Origin of the sequence: Brevundimonas terrae (genome assembly GCF_011761985.1) — a bacterium.
GTDB lineage: Bacteria > Pseudomonadota > Alphaproteobacteria > Caulobacterales > Caulobacteraceae > Brevundimonas > Brevundimonas terrae.
In genome coordinates this window covers 39,201-55,023 of the sequence record NZ_JAASQT010000008.1, presented here as the reverse complement: position 1 = coordinate 55,023, position 15,823 = coordinate 39,201, and the positions used below count along the sequence as shown (strand labels likewise).

10 protein-coding genes are annotated in these 15,823 nt (G+C 61.5%); 8 read left to right on the top strand and 2 right to left on the bottom strand.

Annotation, left to right across the window (positions count from 1 at the left end):
• The first annotated feature begins 105 nt into the window (after nucleotides 1-105).
• From FHS64_RS13575 to mce, 5 genes are read left to right on the top strand one after another with little or no spacing between them, the layout of a single operon-like run.
• The gene (locus tag FHS64_RS13575) at nucleotides 106-1,641 is read left to right on the top strand and encodes an acyl-CoA carboxylase subunit beta (RefSeq protein WP_167179230.1); all 1,536 of its coding nucleotides are present in this window, start codon (nucleotides 106-108) and stop codon (nucleotides 1,639-1,641) included.
• 11 nt (nucleotides 1,642-1,652) lie between these two features.
• The gene (locus FHS64_RS13570; protein WP_167179228.1) at nucleotides 1,653-3,629 is read left to right on the top strand and encodes an acetyl-CoA carboxylase biotin carboxylase subunit; all 1,977 of its coding nucleotides are present in this window, start codon (nucleotides 1,653-1,655) and stop codon (nucleotides 3,627-3,629) included.
• 3 nt (nucleotides 3,630-3,632) lie between these two features.
• Entirely contained in the window at nucleotides 3,633-5,012 is a 1,380-nt protein-coding gene (locus FHS64_RS13565) for a methylmalonyl-CoA mutase family protein (RefSeq protein WP_167179226.1), read from the top strand.
• Nucleotides 5,009-7,162, top strand: a complete 2,154-nt coding sequence (gene scpA, locus FHS64_RS13560; RefSeq protein WP_167179224.1) for a methylmalonyl-CoA mutase — start codon at nucleotides 5,009-5,011, stop codon at nucleotides 7,160-7,162. Before FHS64_RS13565 ends, scpA begins: the two co-directional genes overlap by 4 nt.
• Nucleotides 7,162-7,584, top strand: a complete 423-nt coding sequence (mce, locus tag FHS64_RS13555) for a methylmalonyl-CoA epimerase (RefSeq protein ID WP_208381034.1) — start codon at nucleotides 7,162-7,164, stop codon at nucleotides 7,582-7,584. The genes scpA and mce overlap by 1 nt, the downstream gene beginning before the upstream one ends.
• A gap of 54 nt (nucleotides 7,585-7,638) precedes the next feature.
• On the opposite strand, the gene FHS64_RS13550 is transcribed toward mce, so the two are convergent.
• Both FHS64_RS13550 and FHS64_RS13545 read right to left on the bottom strand, forming a co-directional pair.
• Nucleotides 7,639-10,215, bottom strand: coding sequence for a TonB-dependent receptor (locus FHS64_RS13550; protein WP_167179222.1), 2,577 nt, complete (start codon nucleotides 10,213-10,215; stop codon nucleotides 7,639-7,641).
• Between the two features lie 221 nt (nucleotides 10,216-10,436).
• Complete coding sequence (locus FHS64_RS13545; RefSeq protein WP_167179220.1) at nucleotides 10,437-12,515, bottom strand: TonB-dependent receptor domain-containing protein; 2,079 nt, start codon at nucleotides 12,513-12,515, stop codon at nucleotides 10,437-10,439.
• Nucleotides 12,516-12,669: 154 nt separating this feature from the next.
• Here FHS64_RS13545 and FHS64_RS13540 point away from each other — a divergent pair, with 154 nt between their 5' ends.
• From FHS64_RS13540 to tdh, 3 genes are read left to right on the top strand one after another with little or no spacing between them, the layout of a single operon-like run.
• A complete protein-coding gene (locus FHS64_RS13540; protein WP_167179219.1) occupies nucleotides 12,670-13,485 on the top strand; it encodes a DUF4232 domain-containing protein in 816 nt (271 codons plus the stop codon).
• Between the two features lie 53 nt (nucleotides 13,486-13,538).
• Complete coding sequence (locus FHS64_RS13535; protein ID WP_167179217.1) at nucleotides 13,539-14,744, top strand: glycine C-acetyltransferase; 1,206 nt, start codon at nucleotides 13,539-13,541, stop codon at nucleotides 14,742-14,744.
• Nucleotides 14,741-15,796 carry an L-threonine 3-dehydrogenase gene (gene tdh / locus FHS64_RS13530; RefSeq protein WP_243862993.1) on the top strand — a complete coding sequence of 352 codons (1,056 nt, stop codon included), beginning with the start codon at nucleotides 14,741-14,743 and terminating at the stop codon, nucleotides 15,794-15,796. The genes FHS64_RS13535 and tdh overlap by 4 nt, the downstream gene beginning before the upstream one ends.
• Nucleotides 15,797-15,823 lie beyond the last annotated feature (27 nt).

The following is a 15,823-nucleotide window of genomic DNA, read 5'->3' as shown; positions in this document are numbered from 1 at the left end:
CTTGGCAAGCTTCCACACTTCCGCACGTTTTGCAAAGTTGCGATTGCCTTTTTGCGATGACGGGGGTTTGTGGCGATTAACAAAACGTGAGGGAGTCGCTTTTCCATGACCCAGGCCATCCTCGAGGAACTCGAGCGTCGCCGCGCTGCTGCCCGTCTGGGCGGTGGTGAGGCGCGTATCGCGTCCCAGCATGCCAAAGGTAAACTGACGGCGCGCGAGCGCATCGACGTGCTTTTGGACGAAGGCAGCTTTGAAGAAACCGATATGTTCGTGGAGCATCGCAGCCACGACTTCGGTATGGAAAAGCAGCGCATTCCGGGTGACGGCGTCGTCACCGGTCGCGGCACCATCAATGGCCGTCTGATCTATGTCTTCTCCAAGGACTTCACCGTCTTTGGCGGCTCGCTGTCGGGCGCGCATGCGGCCAAGATCGTCAAGCTGCAGAAAATGGCCCTGACGTCCGGTGCGCCGATCATCGGCCTGTTCGATGCGGGCGGTGCGCGTATTCAGGAAGGCGTTGAATCGCTGGCCGGTTATGCCGACATCTTCCTGCAGAACACGCTGGCCTCGGGTGTGATCCCGCAGATCTCGGTCATTATGGGCCCGTGCGCGGGCGGCGATGTTTACTCGCCTGCCATCACCGACTTCATCTTCATGGTGAAGGACACGTCCTATATGTACGTGACCGGCCCCGACGTGGTGAAGACCGTCACCAACGAAGTCGTCACCCATGAAGACCTCGGCGGCGCGCGCGTTCACGCGGGCAAGTCGGGCGTGGCAGACGGTGCGTTTGAAAACGACCTTGAGGCCCTGTCCGAGGTTCGCCGCCTGATCGGCTTCCTGCCGCTGTCGAACCGCGAGAAGCCGCCGGTGCGCGAGTCGTATGACGAAGCCGACCGTGACGAAGCTTCGCTGGATACGCTGGTGCCGACCAATCCGAACCAGCCCTATGACATGAAGGAACTGATCCTGAAGGTCGTCGACGAGGCGGACTTCTTCGAGATCGGTGCCGACTTTGCCAAGAACATCATCTGCGGCTTTGGCCGTCTGGATGGCGCAACCGTCGGCATCGTCGGCAACCAGCCGCAAACGCTTGCCGGTGTTCTGGATATCGACTCCAGCCGCAAGGCCGCGCGTTTCGTGCGTTTCTGCGACGCCTTCAACATCCCGCTGGTGACCTTCGTGGACGTGCCGGGCTTCATGCCGGGCACCAAGCAGGAATATGGCGCACTGATCAAACACGGCGCCAAACTGCTGTTCGCCTATGCCGAGGCGACCGTGCCCAAGCTGACCGTCATCACGCGTAAAGCCTATGGCGGTGCCTATGACGTTATGTCGTCCAAGCACCTGCGCGGCGACGTCAACTATGCATGGCCGACTGCTGAAATCGCCGTCATGGGTGCCAAGGGTGCCGTGGAAATCATCTTCCGCAAGGAAGCGGGCGACCCCGAAGCTCTGGCCGCGCGTGAAGCCGAATACAAAGAACGCTTCGCCAACCCGTTCGTGGCGGCTGGCCTCGGCTATATCGATGACGTCATCATGCCGCACGGCACGCGACGCCGCCTGATCAAGGCCCTCGGCACGCTGAAGAACAAGGTCCAGGAAAACCCCTGGAAGAAGCACGATAACATCCCGCTGTAAGGCCCAGAAACATGTTTGATAAAATTCTGATCGCCAACCGCGGCGAGATTGCTGTTCGCATTATCAAGACCTGCCGCAAGATGGGCATCAAGACGGTGGTGGTTTATTCCGACGCCGATGCCGGTTCGCTGGCGGTCGAGATGGCGGATGAAACCGTTCACATCGGTCCGTCGCCGGCGGCCCAGTCCTATCTGATCCAGGACAAGATCGTGGATGCCGTGAAGCAGACGGGCGCACAGGCTGTGCATCCGGGCTTTGGCTTCCTGTCGGAAAACGCCAGCTTTGCGCGTCGTCTGAAGGCCGAGGGTATAGCCTTCATTGGTCCGAACCCCGAGGCGATCGACGCCATGGGCGACAAGATCACCTCCAAGAAGTTCGCCGCCGAAGCCGGTGTTTCGACCGTTCCGGGCCATATGGGCCTGATCGAAACCACCGAGGAAGCGGTCAAGATTGCCCGCGAAATCGGCTATCCGGTGATGATCAAGGCGTCGGCTGGCGGCGGCGGTAAGGGCATTCGTGTGGCCCATTCCGACGACGATATGGCCGAGGGCTTTGCCGCTGTTAAGGCCGAGGCGCTGAACGCGTTTGGTGACGACCGCGTCTTCCTTGAAAAGTTCATCATCGACCCGCGCCACATCGAGATTCAGGTGCTGGGCGACAAGCACGGCAACGTCATCCATCTGTTCGAGCGTGAATGCTCGATCCAGCGTCGTAACCAGAAGGTCATCGAAGAAGCGCCGTCCGCCCTGCTGGACGAAGCGACCCGTGCGGCCATGGGCGCGCAGGCCGTGGCTCTGGCCAAGGCTGTGAACTATGACAGTGCTGGCACGGTCGAGTTCGTGGCTGGGCAGGACAAGTCGTTCTTCTTCCTTGAAATGAATACCCGCCTGCAGGTCGAGCATCCGGTGACGGAGCTGATCACTGGCGTTGATCTGGTCGAGCAGATGATCCGCTCGGCATGGGGCGAACAACTGGCGATCAAGCAGGAAGACCTGAAGATCAACGGCTGGGCCATCGAGAGCCGCATCTATGCCGAAGACCCGTATCGCGGCTTCCTGCCGTCGATTGGCCGTCTGGTGCGTTACGAACAGCCCGCTGAAGGCCAGCAAGACGGTTACATCGTGCGTAATGACTCGGGCGTCCGCGAGGGCGACGAGATCAGCATGTTCTATGACCCGATGATCGCCAAGCTGTGTGCATGGGGCGAAACCCGCGCCGATGCCATCCGTGGCATGGCCCGCGCTCTGGAAGACACCCACCTGTCGGGACTGGGCCACAACGTGCCGTTCCTTGCGGCGGTTATGGATCAGGAACGCTTCCAGTCCGGCAATATCGCCACCAGCTATATCAAGGACGAGTTCCCCGACGGCTTTAATGGTCTGGAGCCGAACGCGCTTCAGGTGAAGCAGTTGATCGCGTCGGCCATTGCGATGAACGAAGTCATTGCCGAGCAGGATGGTGATCCGTCCGAGCGTGGCGAGTGGACCGTTCTGGTCAATAAGGCGGCCTATGAGGTCGAGGTCGGTTATGACGAGGCCGAAGACCTGACCGTCATCATCGATGACGAGGAAGTCACCCTGTCGGAAATCGACTGGCGTCCGGGTCTGTCGCTGTTCCGCGCCGTGCTGGACGAAGAAGCCTTTACGGTCGAAGTGAAGCGCGCCGCAGACGGTTTCGACATCCGCTCGCGTGCCACCAAGGCGCGTGTGCGTATCCTGCGCCCCGAGATTGCCAGCCTGTACAGCATGCTGCCCGAAAAACAGGCCGCCGACACCTCCAAGCTGGTATTGTCGCCGATGCCGGGTCTGGTGGTCGATATTCCGGTCGTCGAAGGTCAAGAGGTCAAGCAGGGCGAAACCGTCGCCATCATCGAAGCCATGAAGATGCAAAACATCCTCAAGGCCGAGCGTGATGGTAAGGTCAAAGCCGTGAAGTCCAAGGCTGGCGACCCCGTCGCTGCCGACGATGTACTGGTGGAGTTCGAGTAAACCATGAGCCAATTCCCCGCTCCGACGCCTCTTGAGTGGCGTGATGCCGCGATCAAGGCGCTCAAGGATCGCCCGCTGGAAAGCCTTATCCATCTGGATGCGGACCAGTTGGCGACCCGTCCTCTTTACGGAACCGCCAATGCCACGGGGGCGGTGTTTGCACCGCGCCCGTCGGACAGCGAAGGCCGTAGCTGGGATTTGCGCGCGATCGTTGAGGGCGGGGATGCCGCAGAACTGAACACATCCATCCTGACCGATCTGGAAAACGGGGCAGCTTCGGTGCTGGTTTCGGGATCCGTAACGACGGATGCGGCGAAGTTGACGCGTGCTCTTGAAGGCGTGGCGCTGGAGCTGGCTCCGGTTGCGCTGGATGCGGGGTTTGATGGCGTAAAGGCGGGCGAGGCTCTGGATGCTGTCGCCAAGGCTTCGCCGCGTGCCAAATTGTCGTTCCATCTTGATCCGGTGTCGGCCTATGCCCGCGCCGGTGGTGCGCCATCCGATTTTGCGGCGATCCTGAAAGATGCCGCAAGCAAGGCTGCGGGTTGGGCCTCGACCTATCCCGAGGCCAGGCTGTTCCTCGCCTCCGGTCAGGTGGCGCATGAGGCGGGTGCATCGATTGCACAGGAACTGGCCTTCGCGCTGTCATCGGCTGTGGCCTATGTGAAGGCTCTGGTAGAGGCCGGTGTTTCGACGGAAAAAGCCCTGTCGCCGCTGACGCTGGGCGTGGCTGTGGACCAGCAATATTTTGACAGTCTGGCCAAGGTTCGCGCCCTGCGTATCCTGTGGTCGAATGTCTCCAAGGCTTTCGGTCATGAGGTTCAGGCCCAGATCGAAGCGCGCTCTTCACGCCGTATGCTGTCGGCGCGCGATCCGTGGCCGAACATGCTGCGTCTGACGGCTGCCGGTTTTGCAGGCAGTGTCGGCGGGGCCGATGTGGTGGTGCTGGATGCCTTTACCCGGGCTGCCGGTCTGCCGGATGATTTTGCGCGTCGTCAGGCCCGCAATACCCAGCTGATCCTGATGGAAGAATCCAATCTGGGCCGTGTCGATGATCCGGCCTCGGGTAGCTGGTATCTGGATGCCCGAACGCGTGAACTGGCCGAGGCGGCTTGGACCGAGTTTCAAGCTATCGAGTCCGAGGGCGGTATTGTTGCGGCGCTGGAAGGCCATGTCATCCAGCCGCGCATCGCCCGTGCCCGCGAATTCATTGAAAAAGCCTATCAGAACGGCAGCGCCCAGATTATCGGCGTGACCAAGTTTGTGGACCCTGACGTGCGTGCCGTTTCGGTGACCGAGGACGTGTCCGAGGCTGTGTCCTATGATGCCTTCGAGGCCTTGAAGCCTGTCCGTATTGCCGCCGCGTTCGAGGAGGCTGGCCAATGAGCTTTCCTGATTTCTCCAAACTGAATCTGGACCTTGGCGAAACGGGCAAGGGTCCGTCGCGCGAGGCATGGACCACGCCCGAAGGTGTAACCGTCGAGCCGACCTATGGGCCGGATGCCATCGAGGGTCTGGACTTTATCGAAGGTCTGCCGGGCTTTGCACCGTTCGTGCGTGGCCCGTATCCGACCATGTATGCCGGTGCGCCGTGGACGATCCGCCAATATGCGGGCTTCTCGACCGCCGAGGCTTCCAACGCGTTTTACCGTCGTAACCTTGCGGCGGGCCAAAAGGGTCTGTCTGTCGCGTTCGATCTGGCCACCCACCGTGGCTATGACAGCGACCATCCGCGCGTAAAGGGCGATGTCGGCATGGCCGGTGTGGCCATCGACTCCATTCTGGACATGCGCACCCTGTTCGACGGCATCCCGCTGGACAAGATGTCGGTGTCGATGACCATGAATGGCGCGGTTCTGCCGATCCTCGCCCTTTATGTCGTGGCGGGCGAAGAGCAGGGCGTGGAGCATGCCCAACTGACCGGAACCATTCAGAACGATATTCTGAAAGAGTTCATGGTCCGCAACACCTATATCTATCCGCCGTCGCCCTCGATGCGGATCATTGCCGACATCTTTGAGTGGACGGCGAAGGAAACGCCCAAGTTCAACTCGATCTCGATTTCCGGCTATCACATGCAGGAAGCGGGCGCGTCGGCCGATATCGAACTGGCCTATACGCTGGCGGACGGCATTGAATATCTGCGCGCCGGTAAGGCCGCAGGCATGGCCGTGGACAAGTTTGCGCCGCGCCTGAGCTTCTTCTGGGCCATCGGCATGAACTACTTCATGGAAGTGGCCAAGATGCGCGCCGGTCGCCTGTTGTGGGCCGAGGCCGTGGCGAAAGAGGGCGGGGTTAATCCTAAGTCCCTGTCGCTGCGTACCCACTGCCAGACCTCGGGCTGGTCGCTGGCGGCGCAGGACGTGTTCAACAACGTGCCGCGCACCATGATCGAGTGCATGGCTGCCGCCGGTGGTCAGACCCAGTCCTTGCACACCAATGCGCTGGACGAAGCTCTGGCCCTGCCGACCGACTTCTCGGCCCGCATTGCGCGTAACACGCAAATTCTGGCCCAAGAAGAAACGGGCCTGACCCGCGTGATCGACCCGTGGGGCGGCTCGCACTATGTCGAGCGCCTGACGCAGGAACTGGCCACCAAGGCACGCGCCCTGATGGCCGAGGTCGAGGAATATGGCGGCATGGCCAAGGCCATCGAGGCCGGTATTCCGAAGCTGCGTATCGAGGAATCAGCGGCGAAAACGCAGGCCCGTATCGATACCGGCCAGCAGACGCTGGTGGGGGTGAACAAGTATATCAACCCGCTGACCGACGATATTCCGATGCTGAAGGTCGATAATGCCGAGGTACGCGCCCGCCAGATCGAGAAGCTGGAACGCCTGAAGGCCGAGCGTAATGACGCCGAGGTCGAGGCCGCTCTGAACGCCCTGACCGAAGGCGCGCGCGGTAATGAAAACCTGATGGAGCTGTCGGTTCGCGCTGCCCGCGCCAAGGCCACGGTGGGTGAAATCTCGGATGCGCTGGAGGCCGCCTTTGGCCGCCACATCGCCACCGTGAAAACCGTTTCGGGCGTCTATGCCAAGGAAGCAGGCAATGATCCCAAGCTTGCCCGCGCCCGTGAAATGGTCGCCGCCTTCATCGAAAACGATGGCGGTGCGCCGCGCATCCTGATCGCCAAGCTGGGTCAGGACGGTCACGACCGTGGCCAGAAGGTTGTGGCGACCGGCTATGGCGATATCGGCTTTGACGTGACGGCCGGTTCGCTGTTCCAGACGCCTGCCGAAGCGGCCCGCGATGCCGTTGAAAAGAACGTCCATGCAGTTGGTGCGTCGTCGCTGGCGGCAGGTCACCTGACGCTGGTGCCGGAACTGAAGGCCGAACTGGCCAAGCTGGGCCGCGAGGACATTACGATTGTGGTCGGTGGCGTTATCCCGCCGTCGGACGTGCAACCGCTGCTGGATATGGGGGCGGCGGCTGTCTATCCGCCGGGTTCGGTGATTGCCGAAACCGCTGTGGACCTGATCGAGAAACTGAACGAGCGTCTGGGCTATGCCCAACCTAAAGCGGACAAGAAATAATGATCGGCAATCTGAACCATGTTGGCGTGGCCACGCCTTCGATCGCAGACTCGATCAAGCTGTATCGCGATATCCTTGGTGCGACCAAGATCGGCGAGCCGTTCGATCTTCCGGCGCAGGGGGTTAAGGTCTGCTTTGTCGACACGCCGACCGCCCAGATCGAACTGATCGAACCCTATGACGAGAACAGTCCGATTGTCGGCTTCCTCGCCAAAAACCCCAAGGGCGGCCAGCACCATGTGTGCTTCGAGGTTGAGGACATCCACGCCGCTGTCGCCGAGATGCGCGCCAAGGGCGTGACCATTCTCGGCACGGGCGAACCGCGCATCGGTGCCCACGGCACGCCCGTCGTCTTCCTGCATCCGAAGGAAATGGGCGGGGTTCTGATCGAGCTGATGGAACGCCCCAAAGGCGATCACTAGGTCGCCCTACAGGACAAAGAAAAAGGCCCGCTGTTTCCAGCGGGCCTTTCGTTTTTAGAAGATGATCTTGCGGAAATTGATCCGGAAGGTCCGGCCCATCGGGTCTAGATAATGGGGCTGATAGGCATTGGGCGTATTGCCTTGGGCGTCGGTGACGCTGAGGCGTTCATCGAACAGGTTCTCGATACCCACCGAAACGCGCGAGCCGGTCAGCCACGGGAATTTCTCGACCCACTTGGTGCGTTGGCCGAGGTCGGCAAACATGTGCAGGTTCACGGTCGCCAGATCCGAGAAGTTCAGATCGCCGGACGTGCCGCCAGAAACGCGTGTGCCTTCGGCCCAGTTGGCGTTCATGAAGGCACCCATGCCGCTCTTGAACACACCGGCCTGGAGTTGCAGCTCGTTCTGTGACTGGCCACCGCGCGAACCGGTCGCGCCGCCATCCAGCAGGTCAATGACCGGCAGGCCCTGACGGATCGTGATCTCGTCGGTCATGCGATAGGTGTGATACAGGCTGACATTTAAGCGGCCCTGACCGGGCTGCATCTGGCCACCGCGTCCGCCACGGCCGCCGCCGCCGTGCATGGCCATACGCGGACCGCCGCCGCCACCGCCAGCACGCGGGCCACCACCTGAAGGCGGACCACCGGCGGGACCACCTTGACCCCGCGCACGCTGCATTGCGGCCGGATCAGGTTTGCCAAAGGCGGTCGAGAAGTTCAGGCCCCAGCGGATTTCTTCCTTGAGGCTGTTCTCGTAGTTCAGAGGACGGGCATCGATAGAGATCAGATTGCCCGCACCATCGCGCTCGAACCGCTCCGGCAGCGCCGCTTCCAGCGCAGGCGTAATCGTCGGGAAGCCCGAAATCACGCCATCGGTATCGGTGCGGGTATAGTTGGCCGTAAAGCGCAGGTCTTTGTTTTCGAACGGGGTGAAGTTCATGCCCAGACGCAGGACCGACTTGTCCTCGGCCGACAGGGCGGTATTGCCGCCTTCGATACGGTTGATGATGACGCTCTGACCCGTCGCAAAGTCATAGACCGGCACATTGGGCGTGGTCAGAGTCGGGTCGTTCAGTTGCGACATGGAGGGCGCGGCCTGTTCCTGCGCGAAGCTGGCCGTCAGGCTCAGCGGCGACCAGGGCGACCAGTTCATGCCCAGCGTCCATGAGTTCAGACCGCCAAAGTCCGACAGGTCCTGAAGCTGTACGTTCAGGTTGGCCGACAGGTCGCCCAGCTTGCCAAAGGTGCCGATATCACGTGCGGCCAGCGGCAGGTTGAAATTGCCCGAGGCATTGAAACGGTCACGCGACAGGCTGCGCTCGGTAAAGACGCTGGCATTGTCCGCCGCCGAGAAGCGCAGGTTTTCAGCTTCCTGTTTCTGGGTATCGAAACCGGCCTTGAAGGTGGCTTGCAGTGCGCCCGTCGGAGCGTCCCACAAGGTGCCGTTCAGCACGCCCTCGACATTGGCCGAGGTGTTGATCGACTTGGCCTCGTCATTCGGATTGAACGGAACACTGCCCAGATCGCCGAAGGGATTGATCGTGCCTGCAACAACGCCCGCCTTGAGGGCATCGGTGTTCAGGCCGCGTCCCGTCGTGGTTTCGGTTTCATTGCGTTTGATGCCGCCGCTGACGGTCCAGCGCCATTCGCCCATATAGCCATCGGCAAGGGCGTTGATATTGGCGCTCAGCGCATCGCTTTCACGCGACAGGGCCGAGGGCGCATCGAAGAAACGATGCACCTGCACGTCATTGGCATAGTCCGAGAACGGGCTGGAGGAGGGCAGGTCCATCACCACACCCGGCAGACCCAGATAGGTCATGCGGTTGGTCTGCTCGATATTGCCACTGACGGTCAGGCCGATGCCGCTTTCGAGATCGCGCTTGTACGAACCGGTGACTTCATAGCCGCGACGGCGCGGATTCAGGGTCTGGTAGGTGGTCAGCGGCGTATCGTCGCCGCGAAGCGTTCCCGCAGGGGCTTCCAGCTCGCGGTTGATGTCACGCTCGCTTTCATACAGCGGGCTGTCGGCCTCATATTCGATATCGAAGGTCCAGCGCTGGGTACCACCGATGCGGACGATATTGGTTTCCAGCTCGGACTGGGTGCGACCACCCAGATCGGGACGTTTGATCTGGCCTTGAACGGCCACCGAGCGGAAGTCCTGCTTGAGGACGAAATTCACCACGCGCTGGTCGGCGGTATAGCCGTAGGACAGGGCGGTTTCTTCAGGCAGGATTTCGGTGCGCTCGATAGCTTCGGGCGGGATGCCGCGAATTTCCTGGAAGCCCGAGATGCGGCGACCATTGACCAGAAACACAGGCGAGCCCCCGCGTGCCGAGCGCGTCAGAGGCTCCAGCATCGTCATCAGTTCTTCGATCGTGCCTGCGCCATAGGCTTTCAACTGTTCGGAATCCAGAACCGCTTCCGGTTCGTAGCCACCCAGCGCCGCACCACGACGCGATGTGGTGACGGCATTCAAAGTGCCCAGATCATAGGCTTCGTCTTCGGACTGCTCGGGCGTCTGGACGGGCGCATGGGCCTGTTCGGGCTGTTGCTGGACGGGCGTATTGACCGGAGCGTCGGTTGCCATCGACGCCAGGGCGAGCATGAGTGTAACAGGCGACATATCGGCTCATCTAAAACGTGTGGGCGGCACAGGCCGCGCGGGGGAGGTTCGAGCAAGGACTAGGGCCGCTTGGGTGAACCGCGCCTGAACCTGCTCGATATAAAAAACCGGGTTCCGCGTTTCGGGCAGGGCGGCGGAACTCATAGTGGCTGTAAACGCGAGCGGGGGCGGAATCCGTCGATCCCGCCCCCGCCTTATTTTTTAAAGCACAGTGTGTGACTTTAGAAACGCACCCGCACGCCGGTGCTGATGCCGCGCCCGCGCAAGGGCGCGCGCTCGCCAAGGAAGGAGGCGTGGCTCCATGCTCTTTCGTCCAGCAGATTGGTACCGCGAACAAAGATTTCCGCATCGGCCATATCGCCGACCGTAAAGCCGTAGGCGACGCTGGCGCTCAGCAGATTATAGCCGGGGGTCTTGGTCTCGTAATCGGCAATGTCCGACTGTTCGAACACGCGGGTATAGTCGACTTCACCTGACCACGGGCCGTTAAAGGCCGACAAACGTCCGCCGAGGCGACCGGCGGGAATACGCGGCAGGTTGCCGCCCTTATCCAGCTTGGCACGGACATAATCGCCATAGACGGTGGCGCTCAGCCACGGGGTCAGTTCGGCGGTCACTTCACCTTCGAGGCCAGTAAAGCGGGCATCGGCCTGTTCGTAACGGATCAGGCGGAAGTCCTCGTGCTGGTCCAGTGTATTGGCGAAGATATAATCCGAATAGTCATAGTGGTAGGCGCTGAGCGTGCCGGTGATACGGCCCTCGCGTTTGCGAAGGGTCAGCTCGGCCGAGTGAACCGTTTCCAGATCCAGCGTTTCAGTGCCGATCTCGTAGGTATTGGTGGCGAGGTGAACACCGTCGGCAAACAGTTCCTGAGCCGAGGGGGCACGCTGCGAGCGGGCCAGCGACAGGCCGATGGTCCATTCGGGCACAAAGTGCCAGACGGCTGCCGCCGAGACGGACAGCGGGTCATTATCGACGCTGTCTGCGCCCTTGATGGCGGTTTCGGTCCAGTCCTTGCGGATGGCCCCTTCGAGGTGCCACAGGCCGATCTCGTATTCTTCCATCAGGAACAGGCCGGTGGCCTTGGTTTCGGTCGGGCGCAGATAGGATTCCAGACCGACAGCGCCGAACTCGTTTTCGCTGAGCTGTAGGCCGACGACACCGCGCAGGCCGTTCCATTCGGTGTGCTGGACTTCGAGGCGTGCGTCATAGCCCTTATTGGTGAAGGTGGTCAGAACCTCGCCTTCCTCGACCTCGTCATGGCGATAGTCGGTGTGGCCGGCACGCAGGCGAATACGCTCGATGCCCGGCATGACGTCTTTCAGTTCGCCGCGAATATCGACACGCTGGCTTTTCAGGCGAACCTGGGGCGCGGCATGATCGTGCTCGCCTTCGTGGTCATGGTCGTGACCGTCATCATGGTCATCGTCGTGCCCGTGTCCATGATCGTCGCCATCGCAATGCAGGTGGGTGCCGTGCGGGTGGCAGGAGGCGAACTCGTGGCTGTGGCCAGCCAAGCCATAAGTGCTTTTCTGCTGGGTATAGGCGGCACCCAGATAGCCTTTTTCACCGATCCACGACGCGCCGATCGTGCCGGTAAAGGTGTTGTTATAGGAGCCTTCCAGACGGTCATGTTTGTCATCGGGGATGCGGTAATCGTCGCTGCGGCGGCCCACGGCCTCGAGGCGCAGGGCGAACTGGCCTGCACCGACGGTGACACCGGCCACGCCGGTATTCTCGTCATCGACGCTGCCATAGCGGTATTCCAGAACGCCTTCGCCGCCATTGGCCGGAATGCGGGTGGGGATCTTCTTGTCCAGCAGGTTGACCGCGCCACCGATAGCACCGCCGCCAAACAGCAGGGCCGACGGGCCGCGCAGGATTTCAACACCTTCCAGCAGCATCGGCTCGCCCGAAACCGCGTGGTCGGGTGAAACCTCCGAAGCGTCGATCAGGGCGGCCCCTTCGCTGAGTACCTTCACGCGGGGACTGGCCTGACCACGGATAACCGGACGGCTGGCCCCGCCACCAAAGGCATCGGAGTTCACACCGGGCAGGCTGGTCAGGGTGTCGCCAAGGGTGGAACTGCGACGGTGGACCAGATCCTCGCCGCTCAGCAGCGCCACATGGCTGGCCACATCATTGCCTGCACGGCCCAGCGGCAGGGCGCGGACAACGACTTCCTCGACCTCGGTGACATGATCGTGCGGGTCGGCTGTTTGAGAGGTGGTTTGCGCATGGGCCGCCCCGGCGCAGAGGGCCAGAAGGGACACGGAAAGCAGAAGGGTTTTGGACGTCATGGGCACCACCAACAGGAACTGATAAGTTTTGGTATGTTATAATGTATCATTCCGCAAGCGCCGTATTTGGAAATATCGGGAGCTTTGCCTCTGGCTGTTGCGTTAAGCGCACAATGCTCTGCGTATGAGCGGGGCGAGGGGTGGAGGAAACACGATGCGAGCGCTGAAATATCTGATGCTGTTACCGGTCCTGTCGGCCTGCCAGCAGCCCGCACCTGAGGAGACAGGCGGACAGTTGAAGATGCCGTCTGCCGCCGCCAGCACACCTGTCCGCTATACATGTGGTACGGGCGGGGATGTCGTGGTGGCCTATGACGAGGGCGGTGTGGCGCATCTGACGCTGGACGGGCAGACGATGAACCTGATGGCGACCGCCAGCCCGCGCGGTAGCGCCTACACTGACGGCAAGGCGAGGTGGGAAGTGGTGCAAGAGGAGGGGCAGGAGGTTGCCCGCCTGACCTTGGCCGATGGCACGGTGCACCAGTGTGTGCGGCCATCTCCCACGGCAGCCCCCGCGCCCAGCCTGACTGCCTGTCGGGCCGACCAGCTACAGCTTGAAACCGGCGAGGCCGACGCGGCGATGGGCCATCGCCAGCAGGAAATGCGGCTGTCTCTGAAGGGAGAGCGCGCTTGCATCCTGCCCCAGTGGCCTGAACTGGAACTGGTGACGCAAAAGGCGGCTGTACCGGTGAAAATCGAGCGCACCTCCGACAGCTATTTTGCCGCGCCCCAAGGTCAGAACCGTATCGAACTGAAGCCACATCAGACGGTCAGTTTCTATCTGGGCTGGGGTGTGATCCCGCACGAAGGCGAGGGCGAGACGAAATGTCCCGAGGTTTCAGGCTGGACCCTGAAGGCCCCCGGCGGCGGGCAATTGGCCAGCGTTCCGGCCTCGATAACGGCCTGCGGTGGCAAGGTCACGGTATCGGCATTTGCCACGAATGCGGGCGCTCGGGATGGTGCGCCCTAACGCTGTAATAAAAGGGGTTTAATACTGCCGAAATTCAGCGTAGCGGAGCAAACATGACCCAATCAGCAAATCCCGCCTTCTACGAACGTGTGTCTGCCGAACTGGCGGACATTGATGCTCAGGGCCTGACCAAGCCCGAGCGTGTTATTGCCTCGCGCCAAGGTCCGGTCATCTCGGTCAATGGCCGTGATGTGCTGAACTTCTGCGCCAACAACTATCTGGGCCTTGCCGGTGACGAGCGCGTCGCGCAGGCTGGTATCAAGGCTCAGGAAAAGTGGGGCGCAGGCACGGCCTCGGTCCGATTTATCTGTGGCACGCTGGAAATCCACAAAGAGCTGGAACGCGCCATTGCCGACTATCTCGGCTTTGAGGACACCATCCTGTTCGCCGCGGCGTTCGACGCCAATGGCGGCATCTTCGAGCCGCTGTTCGGTGCCGAAGATGCGATTGTTTCCGACAGCCTGAACCACGCCTCGATCATCGACGGTGTACGCCTGTCCAAGGCCAAGCGTTACCGCTTTGCCAACTCCGACATGGCCGACCTCGAAGCGCAACTGAAACAGGCCCGCGCCGACGGTGCCCGCGATATCATCATCGCCACCGATGGTGCCTTCTCGATGGACGGCTATATCGGCAAGATCGACGAGATCCGTAAACTGGCCGACCAGTACAACGCCCTGATCATGGTCGATGACTGCCACGCCACCGGCTTCCTTGGCGACAAGGGCCGTGGCTCGTTCGCCCATTGCGGCGTGAAGGTCGATTTCGTCACCGGTACGTTCGGCAAGGCGCTAGGCGGGGCGATGGGCGGCTTTATCTGTGCCAATGCCAATGTGGTGGCCCTGCTGAAGCAGCGTGCGCGTCCGTACCTGTTCTCGAACGCACTGGCCCCTTCGATTTGCGGCTCGTCGATCGAAGCCATCCGTATCGCAGCGGGCGACGAGGGCGATGCGCTGCGCAAGCAGTTGTTTGCCAATGCCGAGCGTTTCCGCTCCGCCATGGCCGCAGCCGGTTTCGACCTGCTGCCGGGCCAGCATCCGATCATTCCGGTGATGCTGGGCGATGCCAAGTTGGCGCAGGACATGGCCGCACGCCTTCTGGAACTGGGCGTCTATGTGATCGGTTTCTCGTTCCCCGTCGTGCCGCGCGGTCAGGCCCGCATCCGCACCCAGATGTCGGCAGCCCATACTTTTGAACAGATCGACCAAGCGGTCGCCGCCTTTACGCAGGCGGGCAAGGAACTCGGAGTCATCAAATGACCAGCTACCCCACTGGCGACATGCAGGCACTGGCCAAGACCCAGCCTGCCGAAGGTCTGGAACAGATTACGGCTCCGATCCCTGAAATGGGTCCGGAAGACGTGCTGATCCGCGTGCGTCGCACCGCCGTTTGCGGCACCGACATCCACATCTGGAACTGGGACGAGTGGTCGCAAAAGAACGTGCCGGTGCCGATGATTACCGGTCACGAATTTGCCGGTGACATCGTCGCTATCGGTGCCGATGTTGATCGTCCGCTCAAGGTTGGCCAGCGCGTTTCGGCCGAAGGTCACGTCATCGACCTGAACTCCGAAGCTGCCCGCGCCGGTCACTTCCACCTCGACCCGCACACGCGCGGTATCGGCGTGAACCGTCAGGGCTGCTTTGCAGAATACGTTGTGGCTCCGGCCTTCAACGTGATCGAACTGCCGGATGATGTGCCCTATGAAATCGGTGCCATCCTCGACCCGTTCGGTAATGCCGTTCACACCGCACAGCAGTTCGACCTGCTGGGCGAGGACGTGCTGGTCACGGGCGCAGGTCCGATTGGCGTCATGGCTGCGGCTGTGGCCCGTCACGCCGGTGCGCGTACTGTGGTGCTGACCGACATCAACGACTTCCGTCTGGAACTGGCGCAAAAGGTCGTGCCGGGTGTTCGCACCGTGAACACGACCAAGGAAGACCTGCACGACGTGATGAAGGAACTGGGCCTCAAGGTCGGTTTCGACGTGGCGCTGGAAATGTCCGGCTCGCCGATTGCCTTCAAGCAATGCGTGGACACCCTGATCATGGGTGGCGGTCTGGCCCTGCTGGGTATTCCGGCCAAGCCGACCGAGACCGACTGGGGCCAGATCATCCTGAAAGCCATCAACATCAAGGGCGTCTATGGCCGCGAGATGTTCACCACATGGCGCAAGATGCTGGGCCTGCTGAAAGCCGGTCTGGACCTGCAACCGCTGATCACCCACCAACTGCACTACTCGCAGTACCGCGAAGGGTTCGAGGCGATGAAGTCCGGCCAGTCCGGCAAGGTCATCCTGAACTGGGACTAAGACAAACAAAACCCCGCCGGAAACGGC

What these genes read in the sequence shown, in the direction of transcription:
- FHS64_RS13565 (WP_167179226.1), top strand. Translation starts at nt 3,633, where the DNA reads ATGAGCCAATTCCCCGCTCCGACGCCTCTTGAGTGGCGTGATGCCGCG.
- mce (WP_208381034.1), top strand. Translation starts at nt 7,162, where the DNA reads ATGATCGGCAATCTGAACCATGTTGGCGTGGCCACGCCTTCGATCGCA.
- FHS64_RS13570 (WP_167179228.1), top strand. Translation starts at nt 1,653, where the DNA reads ATGTTTGATAAAATTCTGATCGCCAACCGCGGCGAGATTGCTGTTCGC.
- FHS64_RS13575 (WP_167179230.1), top strand. Translation starts at nt 106, where the DNA reads ATGACCCAGGCCATCCTCGAGGAACTCGAGCGTCGCCGCGCTGCTGCC.
- FHS64_RS13535 (WP_167179217.1), top strand. Translation starts at nt 13,539, where the DNA reads ATGACCCAATCAGCAAATCCCGCCTTCTACGAACGTGTGTCTGCCGAA.
- FHS64_RS13550 (WP_167179222.1), bottom strand. Translation starts at nt 10,215, where the DNA reads ATGTCGCCTGTTACACTCATGCTCGCCCTGGCGTCGATGGCAACCGAC.
- FHS64_RS13540 (WP_167179219.1), top strand. Translation starts at nt 12,670, where the DNA reads ATGCGAGCGCTGAAATATCTGATGCTGTTACCGGTCCTGTCGGCCTGC.
- FHS64_RS13545 (WP_167179220.1), bottom strand. Translation starts at nt 12,515, where the DNA reads ATGACGTCCAAAACCCTTCTGCTTTCCGTGTCCCTTCTGGCCCTCTGC.
- scpA (WP_167179224.1), top strand. Translation starts at nt 5,009, where the DNA reads ATGAGCTTTCCTGATTTCTCCAAACTGAATCTGGACCTTGGCGAAACG.
- tdh (WP_243862993.1), top strand. Translation starts at nt 14,741, where the DNA reads ATGACCAGCTACCCCACTGGCGACATGCAGGCACTGGCCAAGACCCAG.